22 protein-coding genes are annotated in these 24,150 nt (G+C 39.1%); 13 read left to right on the forward strand and 9 right to left on the reverse strand.

Annotated features, from left to right (window positions below):
- Nucleotides 1–3: 3 nt before the first annotated feature.
- Nucleotides 4–768 carry an LOG family protein gene (locus tag EHQ47_RS18770; RefSeq protein ID WP_135692576.1) on the reverse strand — a complete coding sequence of 255 codons (765 nt, stop codon included), beginning with the start codon at nt 766–768 and terminating at the stop codon, nt 4–6.
- Nucleotides 769–802: 34 nt separating this feature from the next.
- Here EHQ47_RS18770 and EHQ47_RS18775 point away from each other — a divergent pair, with 34 nt between their 5' ends.
- Nucleotides 803–1,651: a hypothetical protein gene (locus tag EHQ47_RS18775; protein ID WP_135777828.1), complete on the forward strand. Its 849-nt coding sequence runs from the start codon at nt 803–805 to the stop codon at nt 1,649–1,651.
- Here EHQ47_RS18775 and EHQ47_RS18780 read toward each other — a convergent pair.
- Both EHQ47_RS18780 and EHQ47_RS18785 read right to left on the reverse strand, forming a co-directional pair.
- Entirely contained in the window at nt 1,602–1,811 is a 210-nt protein-coding gene (locus EHQ47_RS18780) for a hypothetical protein (protein WP_004787737.1), read from the reverse strand. The genes EHQ47_RS18775 and EHQ47_RS18780 overlap by 50 nt on opposite strands.
- Nucleotides 1,812–1,868: 57 nt before the next feature.
- Nucleotides 1,869–2,765 carry an aldose 1-epimerase gene (locus tag EHQ47_RS18785; RefSeq protein ID WP_135777830.1) on the reverse strand — a complete coding sequence of 299 codons (897 nt, stop codon included), beginning with the start codon at nt 2,763–2,765 and terminating at the stop codon, nt 1,869–1,871.
- 55 nt (nt 2,766–2,820) lie between these two features.
- Here EHQ47_RS18785 and sppA point away from each other — a divergent pair, with 55 nt between their 5' ends.
- The 3 genes from sppA to EHQ47_RS18800 are packed head-to-tail and all read left to right on the forward strand — an operon-like array spanning nt 2,821 to nt 5,960.
- Nucleotides 2,821–3,819, forward strand: a complete 999-nt coding sequence (gene sppA / locus EHQ47_RS18790) for a signal peptide peptidase SppA (RefSeq protein WP_167483316.1) — start codon at nt 2,821–2,823, stop codon at nt 3,817–3,819.
- 19 nt (nt 3,820–3,838) lie between these two features.
- On the forward strand, nt 3,839–5,266 hold the full coding sequence (locus tag EHQ47_RS18795) for an MBOAT family O-acyltransferase (RefSeq protein WP_135692569.1): 1,428 nt from the start codon (nt 3,839–3,841) through the stop codon (nt 5,264–5,266).
- Nucleotides 5,232–5,960, forward strand: a complete 729-nt coding sequence (locus tag EHQ47_RS18800; RefSeq protein WP_208727468.1) for a hypothetical protein — start codon at nt 5,232–5,234, stop codon at nt 5,958–5,960. The genes EHQ47_RS18795 and EHQ47_RS18800 overlap by 35 nt, the downstream gene beginning before the upstream one ends.
- Nucleotides 5,961–6,018: 58 nt before the next feature.
- On the opposite strand, the gene EHQ47_RS18805 is transcribed toward EHQ47_RS18800, so the two are convergent.
- The 3 genes from EHQ47_RS18805 to EHQ47_RS18815 all read right to left on the reverse strand — a co-directional run bounded on the left by EHQ47_RS18805 (nt 6,019) and on the right by EHQ47_RS18815 (nt 10,142).
- Nucleotides 6,019–6,459: a tetratricopeptide repeat protein gene (locus tag EHQ47_RS18805; RefSeq protein WP_135748231.1), complete on the reverse strand. Its 441-nt coding sequence runs from the start codon at nt 6,457–6,459 to the stop codon at nt 6,019–6,021.
- Between the two features lie 307 nt (nt 6,460–6,766).
- Nucleotides 6,767–9,184, reverse strand: coding sequence for a penicillin-binding protein 1A (locus EHQ47_RS18810; protein ID WP_135748230.1), 2,418 nt, complete (start codon nt 9,182–9,184; stop codon nt 6,767–6,769).
- Nucleotides 9,185–9,188: 4 nt separating this feature from the next.
- Nucleotides 9,189–10,142, reverse strand: coding sequence for an MBL fold metallo-hydrolase (locus tag EHQ47_RS18815; protein ID WP_208727469.1), 954 nt, complete (start codon nt 10,140–10,142; stop codon nt 9,189–9,191).
- 58 nt (nt 10,143–10,200) lie between these two features.
- On the opposite strand from EHQ47_RS18815, the gene EHQ47_RS18820 reads away from it, so the two are divergent.
- From EHQ47_RS18820 to glyA, 3 genes are read left to right on the forward strand one after another with little or no spacing between them, the layout of a single operon-like run.
- Nucleotides 10,201–11,025, forward strand: a complete 825-nt coding sequence (locus EHQ47_RS18820; RefSeq protein ID WP_135777922.1) for a rhomboid family intramembrane serine protease — start codon at nt 10,201–10,203, stop codon at nt 11,023–11,025.
- Nucleotides 11,022–11,894, forward strand: a complete 873-nt coding sequence (locus tag EHQ47_RS18825; RefSeq protein WP_135777832.1) for a lipoate--protein ligase family protein — start codon at nt 11,022–11,024, stop codon at nt 11,892–11,894. The genes EHQ47_RS18820 and EHQ47_RS18825 overlap by 4 nt, the downstream gene beginning before the upstream one ends.
- Nucleotides 11,891–13,141: a serine hydroxymethyltransferase gene (glyA, locus tag EHQ47_RS18830; RefSeq protein ID WP_135748227.1), complete on the forward strand. Its 1,251-nt coding sequence runs from the start codon at nt 11,891–11,893 to the stop codon at nt 13,139–13,141. The genes EHQ47_RS18825 and glyA overlap by 4 nt, the downstream gene beginning before the upstream one ends.
- On the opposite strand, the gene EHQ47_RS18835 is transcribed toward glyA, so the two are convergent.
- The gene (locus tag EHQ47_RS18835; protein ID WP_208727470.1) at nt 13,138–13,944 is read right to left on the reverse strand and encodes an NRDE family protein; all 807 of its coding nucleotides are present in this window, start codon (nt 13,942–13,944) and stop codon (nt 13,138–13,140) included. The two genes, glyA and EHQ47_RS18835, sit on opposite strands and share 4 nt — an antisense overlap.
- Nucleotides 13,945–14,048: 104 nt before the next feature.
- On the opposite strand from EHQ47_RS18835, the gene EHQ47_RS18840 reads away from it, so the two are divergent.
- From EHQ47_RS18840 to EHQ47_RS18850, 3 genes are read left to right on the forward strand one after another with little or no spacing between them, the layout of a single operon-like run.
- A complete protein-coding gene (locus tag EHQ47_RS18840) occupies nt 14,049–14,660 on the forward strand; it encodes a DUF4254 domain-containing protein (RefSeq protein WP_135748225.1) in 612 nt (203 codons plus the stop codon).
- Entirely contained in the window at nt 14,657–15,715 is a 1,059-nt protein-coding gene (locus EHQ47_RS18845; RefSeq protein ID WP_135692553.1) for a glycosyltransferase family 9 protein, read from the forward strand. The genes EHQ47_RS18840 and EHQ47_RS18845 overlap by 4 nt, the downstream gene beginning before the upstream one ends.
- 40 nt (nt 15,716–15,755) lie before the next feature.
- Nucleotides 15,756–16,871 carry a hypothetical protein gene (locus tag EHQ47_RS18850; protein ID WP_244290413.1) on the forward strand — a complete coding sequence of 372 codons (1,116 nt, stop codon included), beginning with the start codon at nt 15,756–15,758 and terminating at the stop codon, nt 16,869–16,871.
- On the opposite strand, the gene EHQ47_RS18855 is transcribed toward EHQ47_RS18850, so the two are convergent.
- Nucleotides 16,831–17,466 carry a hypothetical protein gene (locus tag EHQ47_RS18855; RefSeq protein WP_135748224.1) on the reverse strand — a complete coding sequence of 212 codons (636 nt, stop codon included), beginning with the start codon at nt 17,464–17,466 and terminating at the stop codon, nt 16,831–16,833. The genes EHQ47_RS18850 and EHQ47_RS18855 overlap by 41 nt on opposite strands.
- On the reverse strand, nt 17,463–18,752 hold the full coding sequence (locus EHQ47_RS18860; protein WP_135777836.1) for a glycosyltransferase: 1,290 nt from the start codon (nt 18,750–18,752) through the stop codon (nt 17,463–17,465). Before EHQ47_RS18860 ends, EHQ47_RS18855 begins: the two co-directional genes overlap by 4 nt.
- A gap of 49 nt (nt 18,753–18,801) precedes the next feature.
- On the opposite strand from EHQ47_RS18860, the gene EHQ47_RS18865 reads away from it, so the two are divergent.
- The 3 genes from EHQ47_RS18865 to EHQ47_RS18875 are packed head-to-tail and all read left to right on the forward strand — an operon-like array spanning nt 18,802 to nt 23,955.
- On the forward strand, nt 18,802–20,121 hold the full coding sequence (locus EHQ47_RS18865; RefSeq protein ID WP_135777838.1) for an O-antigen ligase family protein: 1,320 nt from the start codon (nt 18,802–18,804) through the stop codon (nt 20,119–20,121).
- Between the two features lie 4 nt (nt 20,122–20,125).
- Nucleotides 20,126–22,102 (forward strand): glycoside hydrolase family 5 protein, encoded by a 1,977-nt coding sequence (locus EHQ47_RS18870; protein ID WP_135777840.1) that lies wholly within the window; start codon nt 20,126–20,128, stop codon nt 22,100–22,102.
- Nucleotides 22,099–23,955, forward strand: coding sequence for an adenylate/guanylate cyclase domain-containing protein (locus EHQ47_RS18875; RefSeq protein ID WP_135748220.1), 1,857 nt, complete (start codon nt 22,099–22,101; stop codon nt 23,953–23,955). The genes EHQ47_RS18870 and EHQ47_RS18875 overlap by 4 nt, the downstream gene beginning before the upstream one ends.
- The last annotated feature ends 195 nt before the right edge of the window (nt 23,956–24,150 follow it).

Consider the following 24,150-nt stretch of genomic DNA (forward strand, 5'->3'; position numbering starts at 1 on the left):
TCGCTATGTTTTTGTACCCTCAGAATGGGTCAATTCGAAACGAATCTTTTCCTGAAAGAAACGAAGTGCATCGATGGGAGTATCAGCAAACCCAAACAAATGGAGGTCTTCTTCAGAAATCAGACGCATCTCTGCCAGTTTTTTGAAATTGATCACACTAGTCCAAAATTCTGTCCCGTATAACAAAATAGGAATCCTGGATTTTTTTCCCGTCTGGACCAAAGTGAGGGTTTCAAATAGTTCATCAAAGGTTCCAAACCCACCAGGAAAGGCGATCATTCCCCGGCAAGTTTTCATAAACCAAAGTTTTCTCATAAAAAAATAATGAAATTCAAAGGCAAGTTCTGGATCAACATAAGGATTTACATGTTGTTCATGAGGCAAAACAATATTTAGGGCAACGGATTTGGATCCAGCTTCCTTTGCTCCCCGGTTCCCGGCTTCCATAATCCCAGGCCCACCCCCAGTACAAATGTGTAAATTTCTATCTGGATTTTCCTGTTTGAACAAATCGGCCCATTCAGAAATCAATCGGGAAAACTCACATGCTTCTGTATAATAATGGCTCAAAGATTCAATCGGGGAAGGAGGATTTGTTTTGGGAGTTTCTGGAGAAGGAATGCGAGCTGAACCAAACACAACAATTGTATCCGTGATTCCATGTGTTTGGAATTCCGATTTGGGGTGGAGGTATTCAGAAAGGATCCGAACGGGCCCCGCTTCATTTCCCCATAAAAAACTTTGATTCTCAAAGGCTAAATCATTCATCTTGTTATCATAGATCGACCGAATGGTATAAAAAATGCGGAAAATCCAAAAAACAATCTCGATCGCAATTTCCTTAGAACATCTCCCTATGTCAGAGAGAGAATTGAAACAAATCTGTAAGGATTGGGAGGACCAAGGGTTTTCTTTTTTCCGCCCTATCGTGGTAATGGATTGGAACACAGAACCAAAAGCCTTGGGAAAGGCCAAGTTAAGTGTCAATGTATCCATTCGTTTATCATTTTGGCAAAGTCTCTACCACTGGATTTTTCCAAAACTTTATACCGAAAAAAAGTTAAACAAACTAACAGAAATTTTACGAGATGCTATTTTATTTCGGGAAAGAAAAACAGAACCAAATGGGTTTTCTTTTTTATGGAACCAGTTTTGGAAAACTCCCCTTTCAATTGTTTGGCTGAATTTAAGTTATACAAAACTTCGAATGGATCTAAAATTAGATGAGAATTCCATCTCCCAATCCATTCCTCTCGTTTATACAGGTGAAAAAAAATTCTACTTCCGCACAGGATTTCTAAAAACCATCCACTACCGATGGATCAAAAAAGAATTTACATTTCCATATCCTAAGTTTGCAGAAGTGTATGTCAAAACTCGAGACAAACACAGTGATGAAAGTATCGGTAGAGTATTTTACACTTTTTTAGGATATATGCTCGAAAAAGAGACCGACGAATACCTGTTACCTTACTTTGGATTTCGTTCTGTTTTGCCTAACAAAATCAGAAACCAAATTCCTGATGATATATGGAAAGTGGTCCATCCTCAAATCCAATCAGAATGGAAGGAGGAAAATCTTTTTGAAAAAGAATTAGAATTTAGGACTGTCTACCAGGTTTCCACTTCTTCGCAGAATCATCCAAAATGATAAAACGAGAGTTTTTTCCTATCACAACTTCATTGATTTTTTTATCTTGTAAAGCTCGGTAAACAGAAGTTCGGCTAGTGTTTTTCTTTTCAGCGAAATATTTGATCTCTAATAAATTTTTACTGATTTGTTTGCATGTATTCACTAGGGCATCTGACATTGTTGGACTAACCTCTATTACCTTAGACAGTTTGTTCGATAAAGAGATGAGATTTTTTTAAAAACGATCCAATCGAATGGAAAATTCGATCTTTTTTTCCGTCTTAGGTGCAATCGTTTTAGGATTACCACCAGGGAAGTGTAAAAAATTCCCAGTACCTGTCATAGGTTCTATCGCTATAGATCTACGATCTTGTGGAGTATATACCTGATAAAACTCTCCACCTTGGATGATGAGTTTTTCTTTTTTATTCATAGAAAAAAGACCAATGTAAGAATTTTCTCCATCAATGGATGCGTATAAATCATCCAAGTTTTTTCCCATAAGAGTTTCTTCAGAATTTAAAATGATATCTTCTTTCTGAACTTTTTCTGGCAGAAGATAATCTCCTAACTTCACTTTGTGAAATCCACTTCCAAATAAAAAAAGATCATCAATGGATTCATCCTCATTCCATCGAAAGTATGGATGAATTCCTAAAGCAAATGGAAATTCTGTGTCAGATCCATTGGTCAGTCGGTAGATGACCTTTAACTCCGAGGGAAACAATTGGTAACATTCTTTCACTTGGATTTGAGAGAGTAAACTCCCCTTCCATGGTGCGGGAATTTCCATTTCAAATTCTGCATAAGAAACCCCATCTGAGATATTCTCTCCTACCAAATGCCGAGGTAGGTTGTGGTAGAGGCCGTGCAAAGGGATTCCGTTCCCATCAGTCAACCAATGGGTACTGGGATAAAATGGTTCCCGGGCCCAAGGGTTCGGTTCTAGTCGATTCACCCAAGGAAACATGAGAAAAGATCCGGAAGCGAAAAAAGGATCGGGGGCCTTGTGTCCCGAAACCACTGAGACGGATTTTCCGTCCACCGGGGACAAAAGATGCAAACCAAGCCATTGGCCACCGCCAGTTGGGTGGATTTCAAAACAAGACTGTTTTGTTTTCAGTTGGTACAAGATTTATCTCCCAAAAATGATTGAAGTCATAGTTTGCGATCTTAGAAAGGTTTGTATGCCTTCAAGAAAGTCTTTTCTTTTCGTTTGTGTCGTTCTGCTTTCGGTTCTCTTTACCGAATCTTGTGTTATTGGAAACAGTATGAACCTGTTTCCGCAAAGTGGCAAGGCTGATTTCGAAGAGAAACTCATAGCCGGAAGAGATCAAGAAAAAATCGTGATTATCTCCATCGAAGGAATGATTACGGATGATGCCAAAGATTCATTTTTCGGTCCCCCGACGGAATCCATGGTCGCAAGGATCAAAGAATCCTTAAAATATGCAGAACGTGATCCTGATGTCAAAGCAGTGATTTTAAAAATCAACTCACCAGGTGGAACCGTAACAGCTAGTGATATCATTTACCAAGAAGTTTTGAAATTTAAAAATAGAAAATCCATTCCTGTTTTTGCAGGATTTATGGATACGGCTGCCAGCGGAGCTTATTATATTGCGATGGCCACTGATGGAATTGGTGCTCACCCAACAACTGTTACAGGTTCAGTCGGAGTCATCATGTCAGGGATCAACGTAAAAGAAGGTTTGGATAAAATTGGAGTCAAAGATCAGTCTTTTACTTCTGGCCCGAACAAAGCCCTTGGTTCACCAATTTCAGAAATGACTTCAGAACAAAGAAAAATTCTTCAATCCATTATCGACAGTTTGTATGGAAGGTTTTTTGAAGTAGTCAAAAAAGGAAGACCAAACGTAGCAGAAAGTCGCCTCAGAGAGATCTGCGATGGAAGAATCTTCACAGCAGAACAAGCAAAGAAAGAAGGTATGGTTGATTTCATCGGATATTTTGATGACTTCGTTTATCTAATCATGCAACACCCTAAATTCCAAGGAAATCGCAAAGGAGACCCACGGGTCATCACTTACCAAAGAGGAAAAGGCAGAGTTGATAACATTTACCAAGCCACTGATATTAATAAAAATCCGTTTTCTTTAGGAATTGCTGATAAAATTTTAGGAACGGGAACCAATGCTAAATTTCTTTATCTTTGGGATCTATAATTTCAAGGCCAACTAATCAATGTTATTTAATTCTATTCCCTATTTAATACTTTTTGCGTTAACTTATTTAATTTACTGGAATATTCCTCAAAAAGGTAGAAAACCATTACTTGTAATTTCTTCACTTACCTTTTACGCTTATTTCAGTTTTCCTTTTCTGTTTCATTTCCTTTTGGTGATTTTAGTCAACTATGGATTTAGTGAATGGATTTTTCGTAAAAAAGACAAAGGGGAAAAATATAACCATCTACTCTTTGCCATTGTTGCGTTAAACTTAATCAACTTAGGATTCTTTAAGTATTTCTATTTTATTACAGGATCTTTGTTTTCTTTGACAGGTTATCCCGCGTTCAAAGAAATTTCAGGCTCTTGGAGTATATTTTTACCTTTAGCGATTAGTTTTTATACCTTTCAAATCATTGCTGTGCAGGTGGACATCCACCGAGGGATTATTGAAAAAAGAATGTCCGCTGTGGACTATTTTTTATTTATTCTTTTCTTCCCACAATTGATTGCAGGTCCCATCATGCGATCGCAAGATTTTCTTCCGCAACTCGATCATCCCACAATCGATTCAGACCGAATGAAAAAAGGTTTATTTCTGATCATTGGTGGACTTTTCAAAAAAGTGATCATTGCCGAAAACATTGCGCCCATCATCTCTCCGATCTTTATGGATCCGGCTAAATTCGACAGTTTTTCTATATTTTTCAGCGTAATTGCCTTCGCAGTACAAGTGTATTGCGACTTTTCAGGATACACCGATATGGCACGTGGATCTGCCAATTTACTTGGGTATGAGATCCCAGAAAACTTCCAAGGCCCGTTTTTTTCTCAATCATTTCGGGAACTTTGGTCTAGATGGCATATTACTTTGTCATCTTGGTTAAGAGATTATATTTATATTCCTTTAGGTGGAAGTAAGGGTTCAATCTTTCGTTCCAACCTAAACTCTTTTATCACTATGTGTCTTGGTGGACTCTGGCACGGTGCCAATTGGGCTTTTGTGTTTTGGGGCGCTTATTTAGGTGCATTGATTTGGGTGGAGAGGTCCTTGTATTTAGGCAGAGGGAAAAAGAAATTTCTACCGGACACTTTGCCTTTAGTGGGAATCATTCGTACAATTGTTGTGTTTATTATTTTTTCTTTCTCCGGAGTTTTCTTTCGATCAGCAGCCCGTGGAGAAGAATCCATGTCTGTTGCTTTTGAAATTTTCAAAGGTGTTTTAACATTTAGAAACACTGGGGAAACATTGAGTCGTGTAGATGAACTTCCTACCTTCATAGCTTTGGGACTTATGTTCAACTGGTTCCAATATTCAAACTTTGTGTATGAAAAATTAAAACCTTACCAAAATATTCTCCTGCCGATTCTATCAGTGGTCATTCTGCTTTTGCTTGGAATTTTTGGAGATGGTGGACAAGATTTTATCTACTTCCAATTTTAAATCCTCACTTCTAAAAAGTAGAGCACAGAACAAACAAATGGGAAGAAGACTTCCGATGATTCTTTCTGTTTGTTTGTTATTCTTTAGTATCCAATGTGCGCCCAAAATTGATTGGATCCGCACTCTTCCTTCGGATCTTCCTCGAGATACCAAGATTTCATTAGGTTTTTATATCCGGCCAACGGAAAAAAAATCGCCATATAACTCGAAAGAATTCCATTTGTATTGGAAAGAAGAAATCCAACTCAAACCAAACAATCAGTTTGTAAAAACATGGAGTGAATGGAAGGTTTACAAAGACAATTCAGAATTCCATCAAAAAGAAGGAACGGGTACATTTGAAAAATCAGGAGAATGGGTATTACTCAAAACAAATTCAATTTCCGAAATAAAATGCAAATCGACTCAAATTGATAAAACAATCCCCAAGGGAAAAGATTGGTTCTCCTTGTTTCCTTGTTCCCCTCAAACTTCAAAGACCAATCGCATCATAGACCATCGGTTGTTGTATTACTTTGATGGGAATTCTCTGTTTCCCTTACAATTTGAATCAGGTTATCATGAAGCCGACTTTGGAATTGCTTGGGAATCCGATCTGCCTTACACAAGATCAAGTTTGTTCGAAAAAGCTAAGTTGAAATATGGAAAAAAAGAATTCCAACCCCACGTGTACAACCACGTGAAGTTGGATTGATTCGAAGAAGAATCAAAAAAGGGTAACCATCTCTAGAAAGAATCATTACATATAGTTTTTATCTGAACGCCACAACTGCACAAGCACGTGCATATTCTTTGTATTCTACATTTGCTCTGTGTTCGAATTTTGTAATCCCGTGTTGACGGAAAGCTTCACTTGCTTTCTTTGCATGTGTGGATGCTTCACAAAAGTTTCCCGCCTTTGAGTGGGCTTGGCTTGCAAGGTATTGGATGGAAGCAAAACTTTTGTGTTCGCTCATTCCAATCGCCTCTCTAATTTTAATTGCTCTTGAATAATGACCTGAAGCTAAATCGAATTCTCCCATCCCCTCTTCTTCACTTGCAAGTTTCACAAGTTCATTTGAGATTGCAGCGAGCGTTTCTTTATCATATTGGCTGATGAGGGAATCCAGGTCTTCGTTCATAAATGAAGACTCTCCAGCTGAAATGGAAGCGGTAAGTGCCAAAACTAGAATGGTTAGAATTGCCTTTTTCATATTCCCTCCGAACCAATGGTTCTCTTACATTAATGCAACTATCGTGCCAGACCGAAAACGGCCTAAATGCAAAGAGATTGGCAAACAAAGGAGAATCCTTTGAGAGATTAGGAGTAAATTTGCTTAAAAAGTACGCAAAATGTTGATTCAGAAATAAATTGCCAAAGAATAGGGGGTGAGAGCATGAAAAAGGAAAGTTATTTACCTTCGTGCGTTACTTTCCTTGGGAAGCGAGTTACTAAATTGAGAGTCTGAAAAAGGAAAGTCGCTCACCTTTGCGCATAGCTTTCCCTGGTGTAAGAGTTACTTATTTCAGTTCATCGTCGGAAATTTCTAGCTCTCTTTGCAGGAAGTCAGTAAGATCCATCGAACGGTAGTGATCACGGTCCCCATCACACTGCCTCCCACCTGGTACAGCCAGAGTGCGACCTGCAATGGTAATTGGTTTTAAAAATAAATTCCCAGTCAAAGGGCAGTTGGGCCCAGGAGAAAGTCCATTAAAGGCACAAGTGGCACCTTTGACCACATCAGCCGGAATTTCTTCTGCTTTTCCATTTGGATAGAATAGAGGATAAGGGCCTTCATTGTACCAACGAGAGTACATCTTTCCCCAAATAGGTGCAGCCACACCAGCGGCTGTGACACCCTTTCCGAGAGAAAGTGAGGATTTATCAAATCCCATCCAAACAATGGATGTGTATTTTGGATCAAAGCCCGCATACCAAACGTTGGTATAAGAGGAAGTAGATCCTGTTTTTCCACCGGACTCGCCCTTGTAATTTCCTTTGTCTGCGGCTCGAAGGGCTTGGGTAGGTGTTCCCCCCATAGCAACACCAATTAACATCTGTTTAATGATATAGGCTGTAGCTTCTGGAATGATTTGGATCGTACCGTTTTTTGCTTCTTCTGCAAGAGTCTCTTGGACTTCTTTTTCTTTATTATAAACAACAGAACCACTTTGGTTTAGCACATAACGAACACTAAATGGGATTACATCTTTTCCTTTATTTGCTAAAATAGAATATCCCAAGGCCATTTCATAAGGAGTTAACTCTGCAACTCCCAGCGCTAATGCAGGGCCTGTAGGAAACCTGGATTTATTTGCTTTGGTAACTTTGGACGCAAAATCAATGACAGCATCGGTTCCAGTTCTCATTAGGACCTGAACAGAAACAATATTCAGAGATAAAGACAAAGCACGAGATAACGGAACCATTCCTCTAAAATCACCAGAAATGTCCTGTGGAGAATAACCTTCTCCTTCTTCGGTGATAGTTGTTAAAGGAGCATCCATAATTCCAGTTCCAGAACCGACAGCTCTGTTTTGAATTGCGGCAGCATAAACAAATGGTTTGAATGCAGAACCAGTTTGGCGTCTCGCTTGCATGGCACGGTTAAATTGATTTTTTGGGGAAAATCTGGAACCACCCACCATTGTTTGGATATATCCAGTTTGGTGGTCAATTGTGACGATAGCACCTTCGACGTGTAAGTTGGAAGAAAATACAAGAGAAGATCTTTGAAATTCTTTGACTGCAGAACTTTCATTTTCAGAAGGAGTGAAATCGGTCAAAAGTTCTAAGGCTGGTGCCATTTCTTTTTCTAAATGAAGTCGGAATACTTGTCTATCATCCAAACTAGTAACGTAAGGAACACCCACTGGAAAAATAGAACCGAATAAATTATACAAAGAAACAAGGCCTCGGTCGGCCCTTCCCACATAACGGAAGTTTGCACCAAAGGCATATTTATCTTGTTCAATAAGACCCTTTCTCAGCTCTTCTTCTGCAATCTCTTGTTTTCTGACATCAAGAGTTGTATAAACTCGTAGTCCGCCAGTGTATAAGGCCTCTTCCCCAAGTTCTTTCTCTAAAATTTGTCTTACCCACTCCGTAAAATAGGGAGCTCTATTGAGTTTTGCTCCCCAAGTAGAGCGAGATGGTGATTGAGTGATGACAACGGGCCAATACCTTTCCCAAAAATCATCATGGATTTTTTGAACTTGGTCTTTTGGGATAAAACCATTTTTTGCCATCAGCCCTAATACCACAAGGTGAGCTTGTTTTGCTTCTTTTGGATTTTTGAATGGGGAATAAGTAACAGGAGCCTTAGGAAGTCTCGCAAGCATAGCAGCCTCTGCAATGCTTAAATCTCTGACATCTTTTTGAAAATACACATTGGCTGCCGAAGATAAACCAGTAGTTCCATGGCCTAAATAAATTAAATTAAAATAGATTTCTAAGATTTCTTCTTTAGTGTATTCTTGTTCAATTTGTAAGGTGAGGAGAGCTTCTAAGAATTTTCGACCAAATGTCTTTTTTCTTTGCTGTAAAATTGTTTTTGCTAATTGTTGGGTAAGGGTAGATCCACCTTGTACAATTCGTCCAGCAAAAACGTTTTTGATGGCAGCACGAACGATGGCTAAAAAATCAATTCCAAAGTGATTAAAAAAGTTATCATCTTCTACTGATAAAAAAGCATGAATGACATGAGGTGGAATGTCACTATATTTTAGTAATTCTTGTTTATGGCGATATAGTTCTGCGAACAATACTCCATTCGAATCATAAAGTTTAGTGGGAGTTGTAGGTTGGTATGATGCCAACTTTTGTAACTCCTTTCCTTTATTTACTTCAGAAAGAATGTATCCAAAAAAGAATCCGCCAAGGAGCGCAATGGTAAAGAAAGTTGTGATTGTGATTCGAAGTGTTTTTTCTTTGTTCATGGTATTATAGGTGGAAGCGTAAACCTTCCCGTGCTAAATGAATTTTTAATTTTTTTTCGCCTAACTGTTCTTTGTGGAGTTTGGCATCATTATATATTTCGTAAATTTTTTCATCTGAATAACTTGGTTCATGATGGGTGAGTACTAAGTTTTTTACCCGCCAGGATGTTGCACAGTTCACGGACATTGTATAAGCGGTGTGACCCCAATCGAACTTGGAAAAAGATTCATCTAAGGTATATTGGGTATCTAAAATAAGTAAATCAGCATCTGCAAAGAACGGATGAGATTCATGGATTAAATCCATATCTGCTCCTGTAAATTCCGCATCCGTAGCAAAAATAAAAATTTTACCAGCTCTATTGGTAAACTTATACGCAAAAGATCCTCCCGGATGTTTTAACGGATAACATTCCACCTTCATCCCAGATCCAAATTCTAAAACATCGCCAGGAAAGAAGAGTTTGAAATCTTTCGCTGATCCCGTTCCATCCAAAGGAACTGGAAAAAACTCAGGTTCTTGTTGTTTTTGCAAACGAGATTCTAGGTCGGAATAAGGGGAATAAAAATTCAGGAGGAAGTCAGGGAAGTAAATGGGTTTAAAAAAAGGAAGCCCTTGGATATGATCCCAGTGGGTGTGCGTGATAAAGAAAGAGACTGTCCTTTTTAATTTGTTGGAAAGATAATCGGAGACAAGTTCATCTCCTAAATTCCGAAGCCCAGTTCCCATATCCAGAATAAAAATTTCTCCGTCATCATCGGTGACGGAAACGCAAGTTGTGTCAGATCCTGTGACAAATTTAAGATGATACGGGAGGTCTTGCCAGAATTCATCGGCCGAAACACCAGCCCCCGATTGCCGATAGAGGTCCAGAATATCGATAATTTTTTTGCGGTAGTCTTGGTTTCGGAGGGGGCTCGCAATGGAGCCGCGGACTCCGTAGAGTTGCACAATCACTTCCTCGATGCTAGGAAATCGACTTTCCTTGTCACTCAAGATTTGCGACCTTGAATTTATGGCCTCTCGTTACCCAGGATATGAACTCCGATTTGGACCCCCTATGGTTCCCGTTGTACGCACTCTCATCATCATCAACGCAGTATTATTCCTTCTGCAGATGATAACGAAACTGGCTTTCCATTCACCCATTCTAGAACTTTATTTCGGCCTTACCCCGGAACTGGTTTTTACGGGTTGGGTCTGGCAACTCCTCAGTTATGCCTTCCTCCACGGGAGTTTTTTACACATCCTTTTCAATATGCTGAGCCTTTGGATGTTTGGTTCAGAACTTGCGGAGATTTGGGGGGAACGTGCCTTTTTAAAATTCTATCTTTTCACTGCATTTTTAGGTGGGGTTGGAACCATGGTTGCCCATTTTTTTGGCATTCCGCAAGGGCTCGTGGTCGGGGCAAGTGCGAGTATCTATGGATTACTCGTTGCCTACGCGATGACTTGGCCAAACCGCGAACTTCTTGTTTTTCTGATTTTTCCCATGCGAGCCAAGTACTTTGTTATGATTGTTATGCTGATGGTACTATTTGCGCAAGGGGAAAGAGTGGCCCATTTTGCTCATTTAGGGGGAGCCATTGGAGGTTTTTTCTTAATGAAAATTTACACTGGCTGGAAAAAGAAAGCGGGGAACCTTCCGACTTGGTCTCTATCACGGTATCTACAAAAACGTAGGTTTATCCGGTACCAGGAAGAAATGGCAAAAAGAGAAAATGCAAAAACCAAAGTGGATGAACTTCTCGAAAAAATTTCCAAAAATGGAATGGATTCCCTTTCTCGAAGCGAACGAAAGTTTTTAAACGAAGCCTCACAGAAATATTTTAACGAGTGAATTCCAAGAAAGTATTCTATTTTCCAGAAATTCCCCCTAGATCACCTTACTATAATTTGGCGATTGAAGAAGCCATCGCACTAAAATTAGTTTCCGAAGGAATTACGGCAGGGGTCAGACTTTGGAAAAATCCAGATTCCATCATTTTAGGCCTTTCGGAAAATCCGTTTCGTAACATCAAAGAAGAAGTGGTGGCAAAATACGAAAACGTTGCCCGAAATGTTGGTTTTTTCAAAAAACCAAAACCTAATTTTTGTTATATTGCAAGACGGGCCTCAGGTGGGGGAACTGTCTTTCACTCACTTTCTGGAAACATCAATTATTCTCTTTATTTTAATTTGGATGAAAGAAAGGATCTTTTTCCTGTTAAAGATTCCTATGATATCCTCCTTGGGATTGTGGCAAAATCTTTGGGAAGACAAAACATCCAATGTTTTCCTAAGGGTAAGTCCGATTTAGTTTTAGAAAAAAATGGAATCTTTAAAAAGATTTCAGGAAACGCTCAGTTTCGAAAACGGAATTGTATTGTCCAACATGGGACACTCATTTTGGAAGATCAGTTAATTGAACGAGTGGCAGAAGTCCTCCACCACCCTCCCGAAGAACCCGACTATCGCAAAGAAAGAAGCCATAAGGAATTTCTTACCTCCCTCCCCGATTTTTTTTCCGAGAAGATTTGGGTAAAAGATCTCGTTCGAGAAGTTTTTTCTTACTTAGGAGAAAAAGAACCAGAGGATTTTTCAAAAATTTCCTTCTTTGGTCCCGACTTTTCTACTTTTCGGAAACACGTGCTCCAAGAATCTGAATCTATTCGCAAGAAGAAATACCAAAATCCAGAATACACACTTCATAGAGAAATTCCAACATGAGTTATTTAGAAAAACAAGATCCAGAAGTTTACGCCGCATTAAAAAAAGAAGACGAACGCCAAGAACATTCCCTAGAAATGATTGCTAGTGAAAACTTTGTTTCTCGTCCTGTGCTCGAAGCTTATCACTCCACTCTAACAAATAAGTATGCGGAAGGGTATCCTGGAAAACGTTACTACAACGGTTGCGAAAACGCAGACAAGATAGAACAACTCGCCATCGAACGAGCAAAAAAAATGTTCGGTGCAGAATATGCGAATGTGCAACCACATAGCGGTGCACAGGCGAATATGGCAGTGTTTCTTGCAACTCTCGAACCAGGGGACAGTTTCCTTGGAATGAATTTGGCCCATGGTGGTCACCTAACACATGGTAGTGCCGTAAATATCAGCGGAAAGTATTTTAAACCAATCCCTTACGGTGTGGATGAAAAAACAGAAACCATCAACTACGATGAAGTGGCAAAACTTGCCAAAGAACACAAACCAAAACTAATTGTTGTGGGTGCATCCGCTTATCCACGCACCATTGATTTTAACAAGTTCCGTGAAATTGCAAATGGCATTGGGGCCAAAATTATGGCCGATATTGCGCATATCTCAGGTCTTGTAGTTGCCGGAGAACACCCAAGTCCCATTGGCGTTTGTGATTTTGTCACAACAACCACTCATAAAACTTTACGTGGACCAAGAGGAGGACTCATCCTTTCTTCCTCTGAACATGAAAAGATTTTAAACTCAAGAGTGTTTCCCGGAATCCAAGGTGGACCACTGATGCACGTGATTGCAGCGAAAGCCGTTGCCTTTGGGGAAGCACTTGAACCAGATTACAAAACTTACATCAAACAAGTCGTAAAGAATGCAAAAGTCCTGGCAGATACATTCCAAAAACGTGGTTTTCGTGTGGTGTCTGGTGGAACAGACAACCATATTGTTCTTCTTGATGTATCTGTCAAAGGTCTCACAGGAAACGATGCTGCCAATGGACTGGACCATGTGGGAGTGACGGTCAATAAAAACGCCATTCCTTTTGATAAAAATCCACCGGCAGTAGCTTCTGGGATTCGACTCGGAACACCTGCTCTGACCACTCGCGGCCTAAAAGAAAAAGAAATTGAAGCCGTAGGAAATCTAATCTGTGATTATCTAGATCATTTTGGTGATTCTACTTGGGAATCCAAAGTCAAAGCAGGAGTGAAAGAAATCACTTCAGCTTTCCCAATGACAAACTTCCGATTAGAAGACTAACTCTCGCTAAACGCTAAAAACTCTCTCCGTTCCGAATATTCATTAGAAAGCGGATCGGGGAAGGTTCTTTCCACAACCTCCACTCCATTTTTACCATAAAATAAAATTGTAGAAGCACGGGTTCCGTAACCTGGAACACGAATACGAATGGATGATAAATATCTTTCCCGTTCCAATCCAATCCCTGTGTCAGGGAGAAGAGAGTCTTCTTTTACAATTTCAGCATCAGAAAGTAACCGAAAGAACTCTAACGTAACAAGAGAAAGCCAATTGTCATTATTCATGGGAATGGAATCAAACACCTGTTTCACGTTCGCCTTTAGTTTTGCCGTTTTGGGCCAAACGGTATTCCAACTTGCGTTACTCACCGCATGAAAACCTGGTTCCAATTCCGATTCTTGTAATGGATCACCGCCCACATAGTGTGCTTCTTTGCCATCATATACAAATAAATTAAAACCTTCAAACTCACTCGCATGGGAGGAAACTTCTGTCCGGTAATCTCGAGAAGAAAGATCCTTGGGTGATAATAAAAAATCTAATACAAGTTTGCCTCTTGATTTTGGATGTGGAAGCAAAGGTTTTCGAAAATTTCTGACATTGGTAAGAAAGGAAACCTTACGAGAATTGTTTGCACCAAGCCACGTGCCCCCTGCTTTTAGATCCTTTCCTGCAATGATTTTTGGACTCGTATCCCACAAGTGAAGGGATTCCGTTGGTCTTTCAAAAAACTCATCTCTATTGGAAACAATGACAAGAGGGTAATCTGGATGGACCCTATATGCGATCACAACTAAGCACATCTACTGTAAAAAAACGAAAAAAGGTGGCAAAAGAAAGCGAAAAACCTGGGAAATATTTAGATTGAACGCCAAAAACCATATAAAATCATGAATTGCAGTACATTATGAAAGCATTGGAAGCCATAAAAGCCGTCTCTATTTTCCAGGAATCCGTTCTGGATTGGCATAAAAAAGAAGCCCCTCATCCAAACCCTTACCCAGAAGGGAGTCTCGAATCCACTCTCTACCAAAAAAACCATATTGATACCATCCAATGGCATATTGAAGATGAAATCCGAAGGCCGGACATAGCTTTGGAAGATGTAGTGGCTCTCAAACGAAAGATCGACAAACTCAACCAAGACAGAACCGATATGGTGGAAAAACTTGACGACTTTGTCATTGAGATGTTTCGTTCGGTCACTCCCAAACCAGATGCAAAACTAAACTCGGAATCACCAGCTTGGTTACTCGATCGAATGAGTATTTTGGAACTGAAGATCTACCATATGGAAGAACAAGTTTCCAGAAAAGATGCGTCTGCCTCAAAAGAACATATTGCCAAGTGCCAAGCAAAACTCGATATTCTCCTAGACCAAAGAGAAGATCTCAAAAAATGTTTGGACGAACTTTTTTCCGACTACGCACAAGGAATCAAAAGAGTAAAAGTTTATCGTCAAATGAAGATGTACAATGATCAAAATTTAAATCCATCATTGTATAAGAATCAAAAATGACAAACCTCTTAGTATTACGATTTTCGGCGATGGGAGATGTGGCTTTGATGACCCCAGCTCTCATTGCTATTGCAGCCAAATATTCTAATATTCAGCTGACAGTTGTTACAAGAGGAAACTTCGCACCATTTTTCTACAATATCCCAAATCTCAATGTTTTAGGAATTAATCTAAAAAAATACAAAGGAATTTTAGGTCTCTGGCGGATGTATCGTGATATCGCCAAATTGGGTCCATTCGGTCATGTGATTGATTTACATGGTTCTGTCCGTTCCAGGTTTATTGCTTTTTTGTTTCGAAGCCAAGGTGTCCCCTATTCTAAAATCATCAAAGGTCGTAGGGAAAAGTTAGCACAAACTAGACGTTATAATAAAAAATTAAATCAACTCCCACATACCGTAGAACGTTATTTAAATGTTTTTCGCAAAGCAGGATTTGATGCACCCATTCGAAAAGGCCCATGGCTCAATGTGGATGGAGAATCCAAAGTGTATGCTCGTGATTTTTTTAAATCCATTGGTATTGATAAAAAAGAAGGACAATGGTTTGGATTTGCGCCATTTGCCGGACACGAACTCAAAGAATGGAGTTTTGAAAAATGCAAACGCCTAGTCGAAGTTTTACTCGATGAATTTCCAGATTGTAACGTATTTCTGTTTGGTGGGAAAGATGAGGCAAAAGAACTAGAAATCCTTCGGAATGGTCATTCACGTGCTCACATTGTCCAAGGTGGAAATTTAGGAATCCGTGGGGAACTTGGGATTATGGATAGGTTAGATGTTATGATTGGAATGGATAGTTCCAACGTTCATATTGCAGCCCTTCTCAAAAAACCGGTGATCGGAATCTATGGAACCACACACCCACTCTCAGGTTTTGGTCCCTTTGCCCAAGAAGATTCTGGTGTTTTACAGGTGGATCTACCTTGTCGTCCTTGTTCCATTTATGGAAATACCAAATGTTGGCGGGGAGACCATGCTTGTATGGAACTCATTGACCCACTTGATGTTGTTAGACGAATTCGACTCATTCAAAATGTAAATACACTTTGGTGAATCGGTAAATCACCAAATTCGCAAATGATAGGAGACTTTTATGAATTCGTTAAAAAAGCAGATATCTCCTAAATCGATAAAACCAAACGAAGGGACTTTTTTCTCCGAACTTTTTGGACCTCAATCCGATAACCTTTACTTAAAAAAAGATTCTATCCATATAACCCTAATTACATTGCAGTTTTGTATTTTTCTTACATTATTACTTTTTCTCACCACAAATGAAGTCCATGCGGAAGAGTTTTCATCTGAGTTCCAAGAAGTAATCCTTCCTTCTCCCAACAAAGCCGATTATGAAGAACAAATCAAATGCCAGGACTTGTATTGCAAAAAGATATCCTATACCGAAGACGGAACCTACCTAGATGAAGTTTGGTTAGAACTTGGGAAAAACAGTGGTAAAGTGGTTATAGATTTATTAGATCACCCGCTTACTTTTAGTGAATCCAAAATGGATGATCTCACTGAATACTTACGTGAAATTGCGAAACGTGATGGTCATGTAAGTTTAGAACCATTTTACATCGCAACGAGAGGTTTTGGAGTTACAGATGTCCCAATCATCAAAGATTTATTTGGTCTCGGTTACAATTTTTACAAACGAATTCGTTCGGTAGTAAAATTTGGAAGGATGGGGCATTACAATGCAAAAGTCCTTTACCATCCTACCACTGGTAAAGTGTTACAAGTTTTTTTCTTCCATAAAAATTATGGAAATTTATGTAATACAGTGTATTCCACTTGTGATCGAATCGAATACATAGATGATGAATTGTTTGATAAGCAGCTATCTTTAAGACTGAGTGAAGCCTCAACAAGAGGAATCGAAGTTAGATTCACTCAAACACCCGCCATCCTTCCTTTAATGAAACTGGATATTGGAAATTTATTAGACACCAATCGTTCCGCAAGGTTATACAAATGGCTCATCATAACCAAAAAAACAGAAACAAAAACCATAACCCGAGAAAGGTTTCTCAGTATAGAACTTGCGATCAAAGCATTAGACTATACGCTTAGTGCTTATGAAATTGTAGAAGCTGTGCAAATGTATCTACCTGCCCGTGCCAAACAAGCCGAAGTTGTTTATGAGGATACAGAAGAAGGTAGAATGCTTAAATCAGTGGTATTTTATCCGGTTGTGAATCGCGAATAGACTCGGATTTCTTTTTCCTTATCTTTACCATCACGACAAAAACCACACAAGCAATACCAGCAGAACCAGGAAATAACAATGTGGTAGTATTCCATTCCGCTAAAGCAACCATCGCTAAGAAGTTTCGAAATAAAAAGATAAGATAAAACCCTAACGGTTCAGAATTAGGTAATATGTATCCCTTACGAAAGGTAGGTATAAAACCTAAAATGTCAGCAAGAGATAAAACTAAAACTGCAGCCAAAGGATCGGAAAAATAAAACCAAAATGGCAAACTGGAAAGGGCCAATCCAAAGAAAAACCAATCCGATTTTGTGATGTGTATATCACCACGTTTGCGATAAACAAAAAATGCCACAAGAATAGTAATGATTCCAGATACACCAATGGGGATACTGCCCACTCCTCCGTGCCCAGCCACTTGCGCAAAAAACACGATGAAGGTGGTGACTCCCCAAATGATCCAAGAAAACACATGTGGTTGAATTGTTCCGATTCGAATTCCTTTAATATATGGAATATAGGCATAAAAAGTTAATATTATAGCTATAATCGTAAGTAAAGTTCGTATCTCCCAAGAAAGTACATTTGTCATTGCATAAAATCAAAAAATAGATCAAAGATATTTGTTTTTTTTACCTTACCTTTCATTGCTTCTACTACTTTAGAATATACGTCTTCCATCGCATCCACACATTTTTCCATTTCATGGCTTGAAGCAATTTGAATGGAATTTTTTGAGAACTTAGCATATTCATCCGGATTACGAATAATTTCTAATGCCCCTTGTGCAATTCCTTTTACATCAAATGATTTTGCAATGTATCCGTTTTCACCGTGACGTATGAGCTCAGGTAATGCAAAAGCATCTACACCGACAGCAGGAAGTCCACAAGCGATGGCCTCCAACACAACAAGTCCTTGTGTTTCCATTGTGGAAGCTGTTAAAAATAAATCATACTTTGGATACTCTTCATGTAACACAGCATTGGGAATAAAACCTTTAAAACTCACTGCATCTTGAATCCCTAAATGTTCTGCTTGTCTTTGTAAAGATGGAATGGCTGGACCTTCTCCAATGATTGTGAGTGTGGCCTTTGGATAATATTCATGAATGGTTTTAAATGCATTGAGAACTACATCACAATTTTTTTCATACGAAATTCGGCCTACGTGCAAAAACTTAGGAGCCTCACCACTAGAATAAATTTTTGGTGTCCCTTGAAATCTTTTTAAGTCCATTCCATTAGATACTACAGTGATCGGCCGAGTGATTCCATATTCAATGAGTTGTTCTTTGATGAGATGGCTTGGAGAAATCACCACATCACATCTATTATAGATATCGTTACAAATTTTTAGAATGATTTTTTTGCGAATATTGAAGTTATCAAATTTTACAATTTTATCTAATTCATCTATATTTAGTTTTTTCTTAAACTTATTGGCTTTAAAAAAGAGTTTATCCAGTTTAAACAATCGGTAAAAAGAAACATACATTTCTTGTTCCGCCATCAGTGTGTGATAGGTCCCTATGGTGGGAATTCCAAAACGTTCTGCGGCATTGACAGCATATAACCCGAGAAGGCCTGGTGTATGAATGTGAATGAGATCTGGTTTAAAGTCTTCGATAACCCGTTTGATTTTGCCTGGCGAGGGCAAAACCACTTTGATATCGGGGTAACTGGGGAGATATCCAGAGCGAAATCGGACCACCTGGATTTTGTCTGTCATCCGATCAAAGTCCCCATCCCCATATTTGGGCGCACAAATACAAAACTCATGGCCACGCAAAGCTAAAAGTTCAGAAAAATTCTTAATGGAAACTGCGACTCCGTCGGTTTTTGGCAAAAAAGTATCGGAAAAATATAAGACTCGCAACTGTTACCTCTTTACAAATTGGAGAAAAGCATTAGTCTCATCCAAAGTTATGTTTTACCGAATCTATCGTTCTTTTCTCGCCTTGTCCATCATTTCCTGTGCCCTTTCCGTTTCATTGAGCCAACTTTTCTTACTCCTCTCATTTGTTTTTTTTCTCTTTCTTCCCGAAAAACCAAAATTCAAAAGTCCATTGGTAAAAATTCTCTTCCTATTTTACGCCTGGCAAATTGTAACTGTTTTGTATCATTTCGCTGGATCAGGTTTCGATACCCTTTCCATCAAACATGCGTTTCGTGACGAAATGAAAGACATTTTCCTTGTCACTGCCTTTGTGTCCGTCCAAGGGATCAAACCAGAAGACAGAAAATACCTATACAAAACATTTTTTATTTTTGCGCTAGTGATTGTTTTCACAGGATTTGTGTCCATATTCTCGATGACCAGGTTATCCAGATTAATTTCAGATTTATACAAAACATCTGCATCTTGGCCTTACCAACACCATTATGGCAAAATTACGAACATTAATGTTTATCTTCCCATTGGATTAATGAATACCCATCTTACCTTCGGTGGATTACTCGCATTTATTTTCCCTGGGTTTGTATTTCGTTTATATGATTCTTGGTATAAAAAAGAATCTATATCCAAAATTTCGACAAACGCCATATTGCTTTTGTTAGTATCTATCGTTTTTTTATTTAATAACGCAAGATCATCCCTTCTAGGAGCTCTGGTCAGTACAATTTTCGGAATCTATATTCTTGTTTTTATCGATAAAGATATCTCTAAAAAAATGTTAAAACGTATTGGGCTTTTTATCCTTTTGATTTTGATTTTTGTTTTTGTAGGATACAAAACCACAAGTGCTGTCAAAAGAGTGGTAGATCCATTGTTTGGTGGAGAAAAACATACTGACTCAGGAAGAACTTTTATTTGGGATTCCACATTTCCGTTAATCGAAAAAAATCCTATCTTCGGTATTGGATCTGGTAACTACCAAAAAGAAATCGAAATATCAAGAAAAGAAAAGGAAAAAGAAAATAAGGAACTCAGTTTTTTTTATGAGGTAACACAAAGAGGACATGCTCACAATGATTACTTTCACTTAACCGCCGTCTTTGGAGGACCACAAGGAATCCTTTATCTTATATTATTTGGGATCATTCTATATACCTTATTAAATGGGAACATACCTAAAAAAATTAGGTTCATGACTTATGGACTTGTCGGATTTTTCTTTTCTGGACTTTTACAATGTTATTTTCAAGATGATGAAGTTCTAATTGTATTTTACTTTTTACTCGGTTACCTCAACCTCTATGCCGAGTCTGAACAAAAGACAATTGATTCGAAGATAGAAGGATAAATCGATGGCACCAAAAAAACTCTCACCCCGAGGCGAATGGTTTGTAGATGCAAATGGCAGAAAAGTTATTTTGCGCGGAGTCAATTTAGGTGGAGACACCAAAGTTCCCTATCCCAATGGAGGAACACAGTTTCCTTCAGATTTTTCCGACCACAAAGAAGTTAGTTTTATTGGCAGGCCCTTTCCTCTTTCTGAAGCTGAGATTCACTTTACTAGACTCAAACGATGGGGGTTTAATACACTTCGATTGTTAACCACTTGGGAAGCAGTGGAACACAAAGGTCCTAACGAGTATGATCAAGATTACTTAGATTATTTTACAGAAATCGTTCGTTTAGCTGGCGAATATGGTTTTTATGTATTTATTGATTTTCACCAAGATGTTTGGTCCCGTATGACGGGAGGTGATGGTGCCCCAGGTTGGATCTTCGAAAAACTCGGAATTGATTACCGCAAACTTTCGGAAGCTGATGCAAGCCTAGTCATGCAAAGAGCATACGACTACACAAACCCTGGGATTCGTCAGGAAGACAATTATCCTACCATGTGCTGGTCACAAAACTACCGTTATGCTGGAAACGGGATTCTTTGGACTTTATTTTTTGGTGGTAGAGATTTCGCACCGAACTTTTTTATCGATGGAAAGAATGTTCAAGATTATTTACAAGGTCACTACTTAGGTTGTATGAAACAAATTGCGGAACGAGTCAAAGGTTTTGACTTTGTTTTGGGTTTTGATTCTTTAAATGAACCGGGCAAAGGTTTCATTGGTCGGGCAATGAATGATCGTGGTTTAAAAAACACAGAGGAAGATCCGTCAAAACCTGGACTTGGCTGGTCTCCAATCGATGCATTGTTTTCTTCTCATGGACATTCCATTGAATTACCATACCTCACCTTAAAAGTTTGGAAAGGTGGATTTGTTCCAACAAAAACAGTTACTGTAAATGAGAATCAAGTTTCTATTTGGTTGCCAGACTCTCCTGGTGATCCTTTTCAACTAGAGGGAGCTTATACCATCACCAAAGACGGCACTCCCTTTATCGAAAAAAATGATTTTTTCCAAAAGGTAAATGGACGTGATATCGACTTTGATGCGGATTACCTAATACCTTTTATGCGCATCGTTGGCGAAACCATCCAAGAGATTCGAAACGACTGGATGGTTTTTATCGAAAGAGAAGCATCAGATGCATTCACCCATCCTCATCTCAATGGAGAAGTTCCAAAACTTGCCGTAAACGCTGCCCATTGGTATGATATCCTTACCCTACTCTTCAAAACTTTTTTATATCCAATTGCAATTGATACCCTCACAAAACGTCCTGTATTCGGTAAGTCAGGCATTGAAGCAATGTATGTACGCCAGTTAACAAGAATTAAAAACACTGCCGACTCTGTTCCGGGAAAAATCCCAAGTCTCATTGGAGAATTTGGAATTCCCTTTGACTTACAAGGTGGGAAAGCATACAGAGAATGGAAAAAGGGAAACCGTTCGCCAAAAATTTGGAAACGCCACGTGATGGCCCTCGATGCAATGTACAATGCAATGGACCAACTTTTTTTATCCAATACTCTTTGGAACTACACTGCATCGAATGAAAATGATTTAATGGTAGGCGATGGTTGGAACCAAGAAGACCTCAGTATTTTTTCCAAAGATCAAATGATACCAGGATCCGATCCTGATGTCTATGGAGGTGGGGGGCGTGCGATCGAAGGATTCTGTCGCCCGTATGCAGCCTCTATCCAAGGTACCCCGATCAAAATGAAATATAATTTAGAAAACAGAGAATTTTATTTTGAATGGATGTCCGATCTTGCTATCTCAGAACCTTGCCTTATCAAAATTCCCAGTTTTGTTTATCCAAATGGCGTACAAATCGTAATCTCCAATGCTGAAAAAATTTCAGAAACCGAAGGGGAATTGACAGTCAAAGGAAATGGAGGAAAGGCAACTCTTTTCCTAAGACCAATATGATAGATTTAGAGTCTTTATTACAAAAATACCCTTGGGAAGATCGTTGGAAAACCCTGGCAAAGCCAATCGATTCGCTTTGGGAGTTTGATCTCCCTGTCACTAGAGAAGAGATTTGGCCCCATTTAATTGATACTTCTGCCCTAAACCAAAGGGTGGGCATGCCTAGGTTTGATTACCAAGAAAAAGATGGAAAACTGATAGGAAAAACAAAACAAGTAGGTTTCCAATTAGAATGGGAAGAGGTCCCCTGGGAATGGGAATATCTCAAAGAAATTGGCAACGCACGTATATATAAAAAAGGATTTGGATACTACGTTCGTAGCAGAATCGTCTTAGAAACATTAGGTGAATCAAGAAGTAAGGTTTATTTATACTTTGGTTGGATTCCCCGAAATTTCTTTATGCGAAAACTTTTAGAATATGCAATGCCAAAGTTGGAACTGTCTTACCATAAAGCTCTTAACGAAATCGCTGAAGAAATCAAAAGAAAAAAACCAAAAAAAAATTCAATCCCTGGAAAAGAAATTTCATTTGTTCCCGAAGCCCAATGGATACATCCGGAAAAACTTGACAAGGAAACTCAAAACTTAATCAACAATGGAGTTTCTAAAGATGCAGTCAATGCAGTTTTTAGTTGGATTAAATCTGCTTCCGATAATGAGTTAGATAGAATCCGCATAAAAGAAGTTAGCCGAAATTTAAATTTAGACCCCGACGAAGTTTTATTTTTGTTTTTGCATGGTTGTCGCTTAGGTATTTTTACGCTTAGTTGGGATATTGTTTGTCCGCATTGTCGAGGAGTGCGCACAAGTCTCACTCGTTTGAGTGATTTGCCATCTAAAGACGAATGCGAAGTTTGTGAAATTGACTTTGATACAACAGGAGTCAATTCCATTGAAGTGACTTTTCACCTACACCCAGGAATCCGAATCATCGAAAAACAGATGTACTGTGCCGCCGAACCAGCGACAAAACAACACATTCTACTCACAAAAACAATTCCTGCAAAAAAATCGTATTCTTCCAATTTGCTCGTAGGATCAGGAGTATTTCGCTTAAGAAAAAAAGGGGATAAAAGATATCGCCTTGTGGATATCAAACCATCTTACCAACAAACAGACATTTTATGGCTGCCAGAGACAAAGGAAGAAGAAATCAAAGTATCCCCAAAACCAAACTTAGTATTTGAAAATGAATCAAATTCCGATGTCACCATCATCTTGGAAGAAAGAAACGAAGACCAAACAAGCCTCCGACCCTCAGAGATATTCAACTATCAAGAATTTCGTGACCTATTCTCCGAAGAAGCAATCGCTACTAATTTACAACTAGACATTGGGATCAAAACCATTCTTTTCACAGACATCGTCGGTTCGACAAAGTTCTATGAAACCGAGGGAGACCACGGCGCATTTTTACAGGTGCGTGAACATTTTATCAAAACCAACCAAATCATTCAGAACTTTAGAGGGGTTGTTGTGAAAACCATTGGCGATGCTGTAATGGCAAGTTTCTTTAGCCCCTTACAGGCATTAAAGGCCGCCAAAGAAATGCAAGAGTGGTTTCACCCAGAAAACCAACATACGCCCGTTAGGATCAGAATCTCCATCCACACCGGCAATTGCCTCGCCGTTAACCTAAACAGTAACATCGATTACTTTGGAAACACAGTCAACTATACGGCAAAACTCCAATCAGTCACAAACTCTGGCGAAATCTCCTTTAGTGAAACCATCTTCCGCGACCGAGACATCCGCGAATACCTTCGCGCCGAATCCATCAAACTTCACAAAGTCGAGTTCCCACTCCCATGGGCTGACCGCACTGATTTTGTTTATGTTTGGAAGGTATAGAATTCCCATTCGCCACTTCTGCTAACGAAATGGGGGGAGAGTGAGCTGGCCGATGTATCCAACTTGAGTTGGTGTAACCATCTGGGCGCCTCGTATTGGTTCGTTTGTTAGGAACTAAACCTAGAACCGACCGCGCTTTTCGCTCCAATCTTTTGCTTCGCAAAAGGATTTCCGCTGCAATCGCTGGCGCGGGGA

The sequence above is a fragment of the Leptospira bourretii genome (genome assembly GCF_004770145.1).
In the GTDB taxonomy this organism is placed as follows: Bacteria; Spirochaetota; Leptospiria; order Leptospirales; family Leptospiraceae; genus Leptospira_A; species Leptospira_A bourretii.

Bases quoted from the DNA above. Each gene is read 5' to 3' on its own strand.
- EHQ47_RS18770 (WP_135692576.1), bottom strand. From the start codon at position 768: ATGAATGATTTAGCCTTTGAGAATCAAAGTTTTTTATGGGGAAATGAA.
- EHQ47_RS18775 (WP_135777828.1), top strand. From the start codon at position 803: ATGCGGAAAATCCAAAAAACAATCTCGATCGCAATTTCCTTAGAACAT.
- EHQ47_RS18780 (WP_004787737.1), bottom strand. From the start codon at position 1,811: ATGTCAGATGCCCTAGTGAATACATGCAAACAAATCAGTAAAAATTTA.
- sppA (WP_167483316.1), top strand. From the start codon at position 2,821: ATGCCTTCAAGAAAGTCTTTTCTTTTCGTTTGTGTCGTTCTGCTTTCG.
- EHQ47_RS18795 (WP_135692569.1), top strand. From the start codon at position 3,839: ATGTTATTTAATTCTATTCCCTATTTAATACTTTTTGCGTTAACTTAT.
- EHQ47_RS18800 (WP_208727468.1), top strand. From the start codon at position 5,232: ATGGTGGACAAGATTTTATCTACTTCCAATTTTAAATCCTCACTTCTA.
- EHQ47_RS18805 (WP_135748231.1), bottom strand. From the start codon at position 6,459: ATGAAAAAGGCAATTCTAACCATTCTAGTTTTGGCACTTACCGCTTCC.
- EHQ47_RS18810 (WP_135748230.1), bottom strand. From the start codon at position 9,184: ATGAACAAAGAAAAAACACTTCGAATCACAATCACAACTTTCTTTACC.
- EHQ47_RS18820 (WP_135777922.1), top strand. From the start codon at position 10,201: ATGGCCTCTCGTTACCCAGGATATGAACTCCGATTTGGACCCCCTATG.
- glyA (WP_135748227.1), top strand. From the start codon at position 11,891: ATGAGTTATTTAGAAAAACAAGATCCAGAAGTTTACGCCGCATTAAAA.
- EHQ47_RS18835 (WP_208727470.1), bottom strand. From the start codon at position 13,944: ATGTGCTTAGTTGTGATCGCATATAGGGTCCATCCAGATTACCCTCTT.
- EHQ47_RS18840 (WP_135748225.1), top strand. From the start codon at position 14,049: ATGAAAGCATTGGAAGCCATAAAAGCCGTCTCTATTTTCCAGGAATCC.
- EHQ47_RS18845 (WP_135692553.1), top strand. From the start codon at position 14,657: ATGACAAACCTCTTAGTATTACGATTTTCGGCGATGGGAGATGTGGCT.
- EHQ47_RS18850 (WP_244290413.1), top strand. From the start codon at position 15,756: ATGAATTCGTTAAAAAAGCAGATATCTCCTAAATCGATAAAACCAAAC.
- EHQ47_RS18855 (WP_135748224.1), bottom strand. From the start codon at position 17,466: ATGACAAATGTACTTTCTTGGGAGATACGAACTTTACTTACGATTATA.
- EHQ47_RS18865 (WP_135777838.1), top strand. From the start codon at position 18,802: ATGTTTTACCGAATCTATCGTTCTTTTCTCGCCTTGTCCATCATTTCC.
- EHQ47_RS18870 (WP_135777840.1), top strand. From the start codon at position 20,126: ATGGCACCAAAAAAACTCTCACCCCGAGGCGAATGGTTTGTAGATGCA.
- EHQ47_RS18875 (WP_135748220.1), top strand. From the start codon at position 22,099: ATGATAGATTTAGAGTCTTTATTACAAAAATACCCTTGGGAAGATCGT.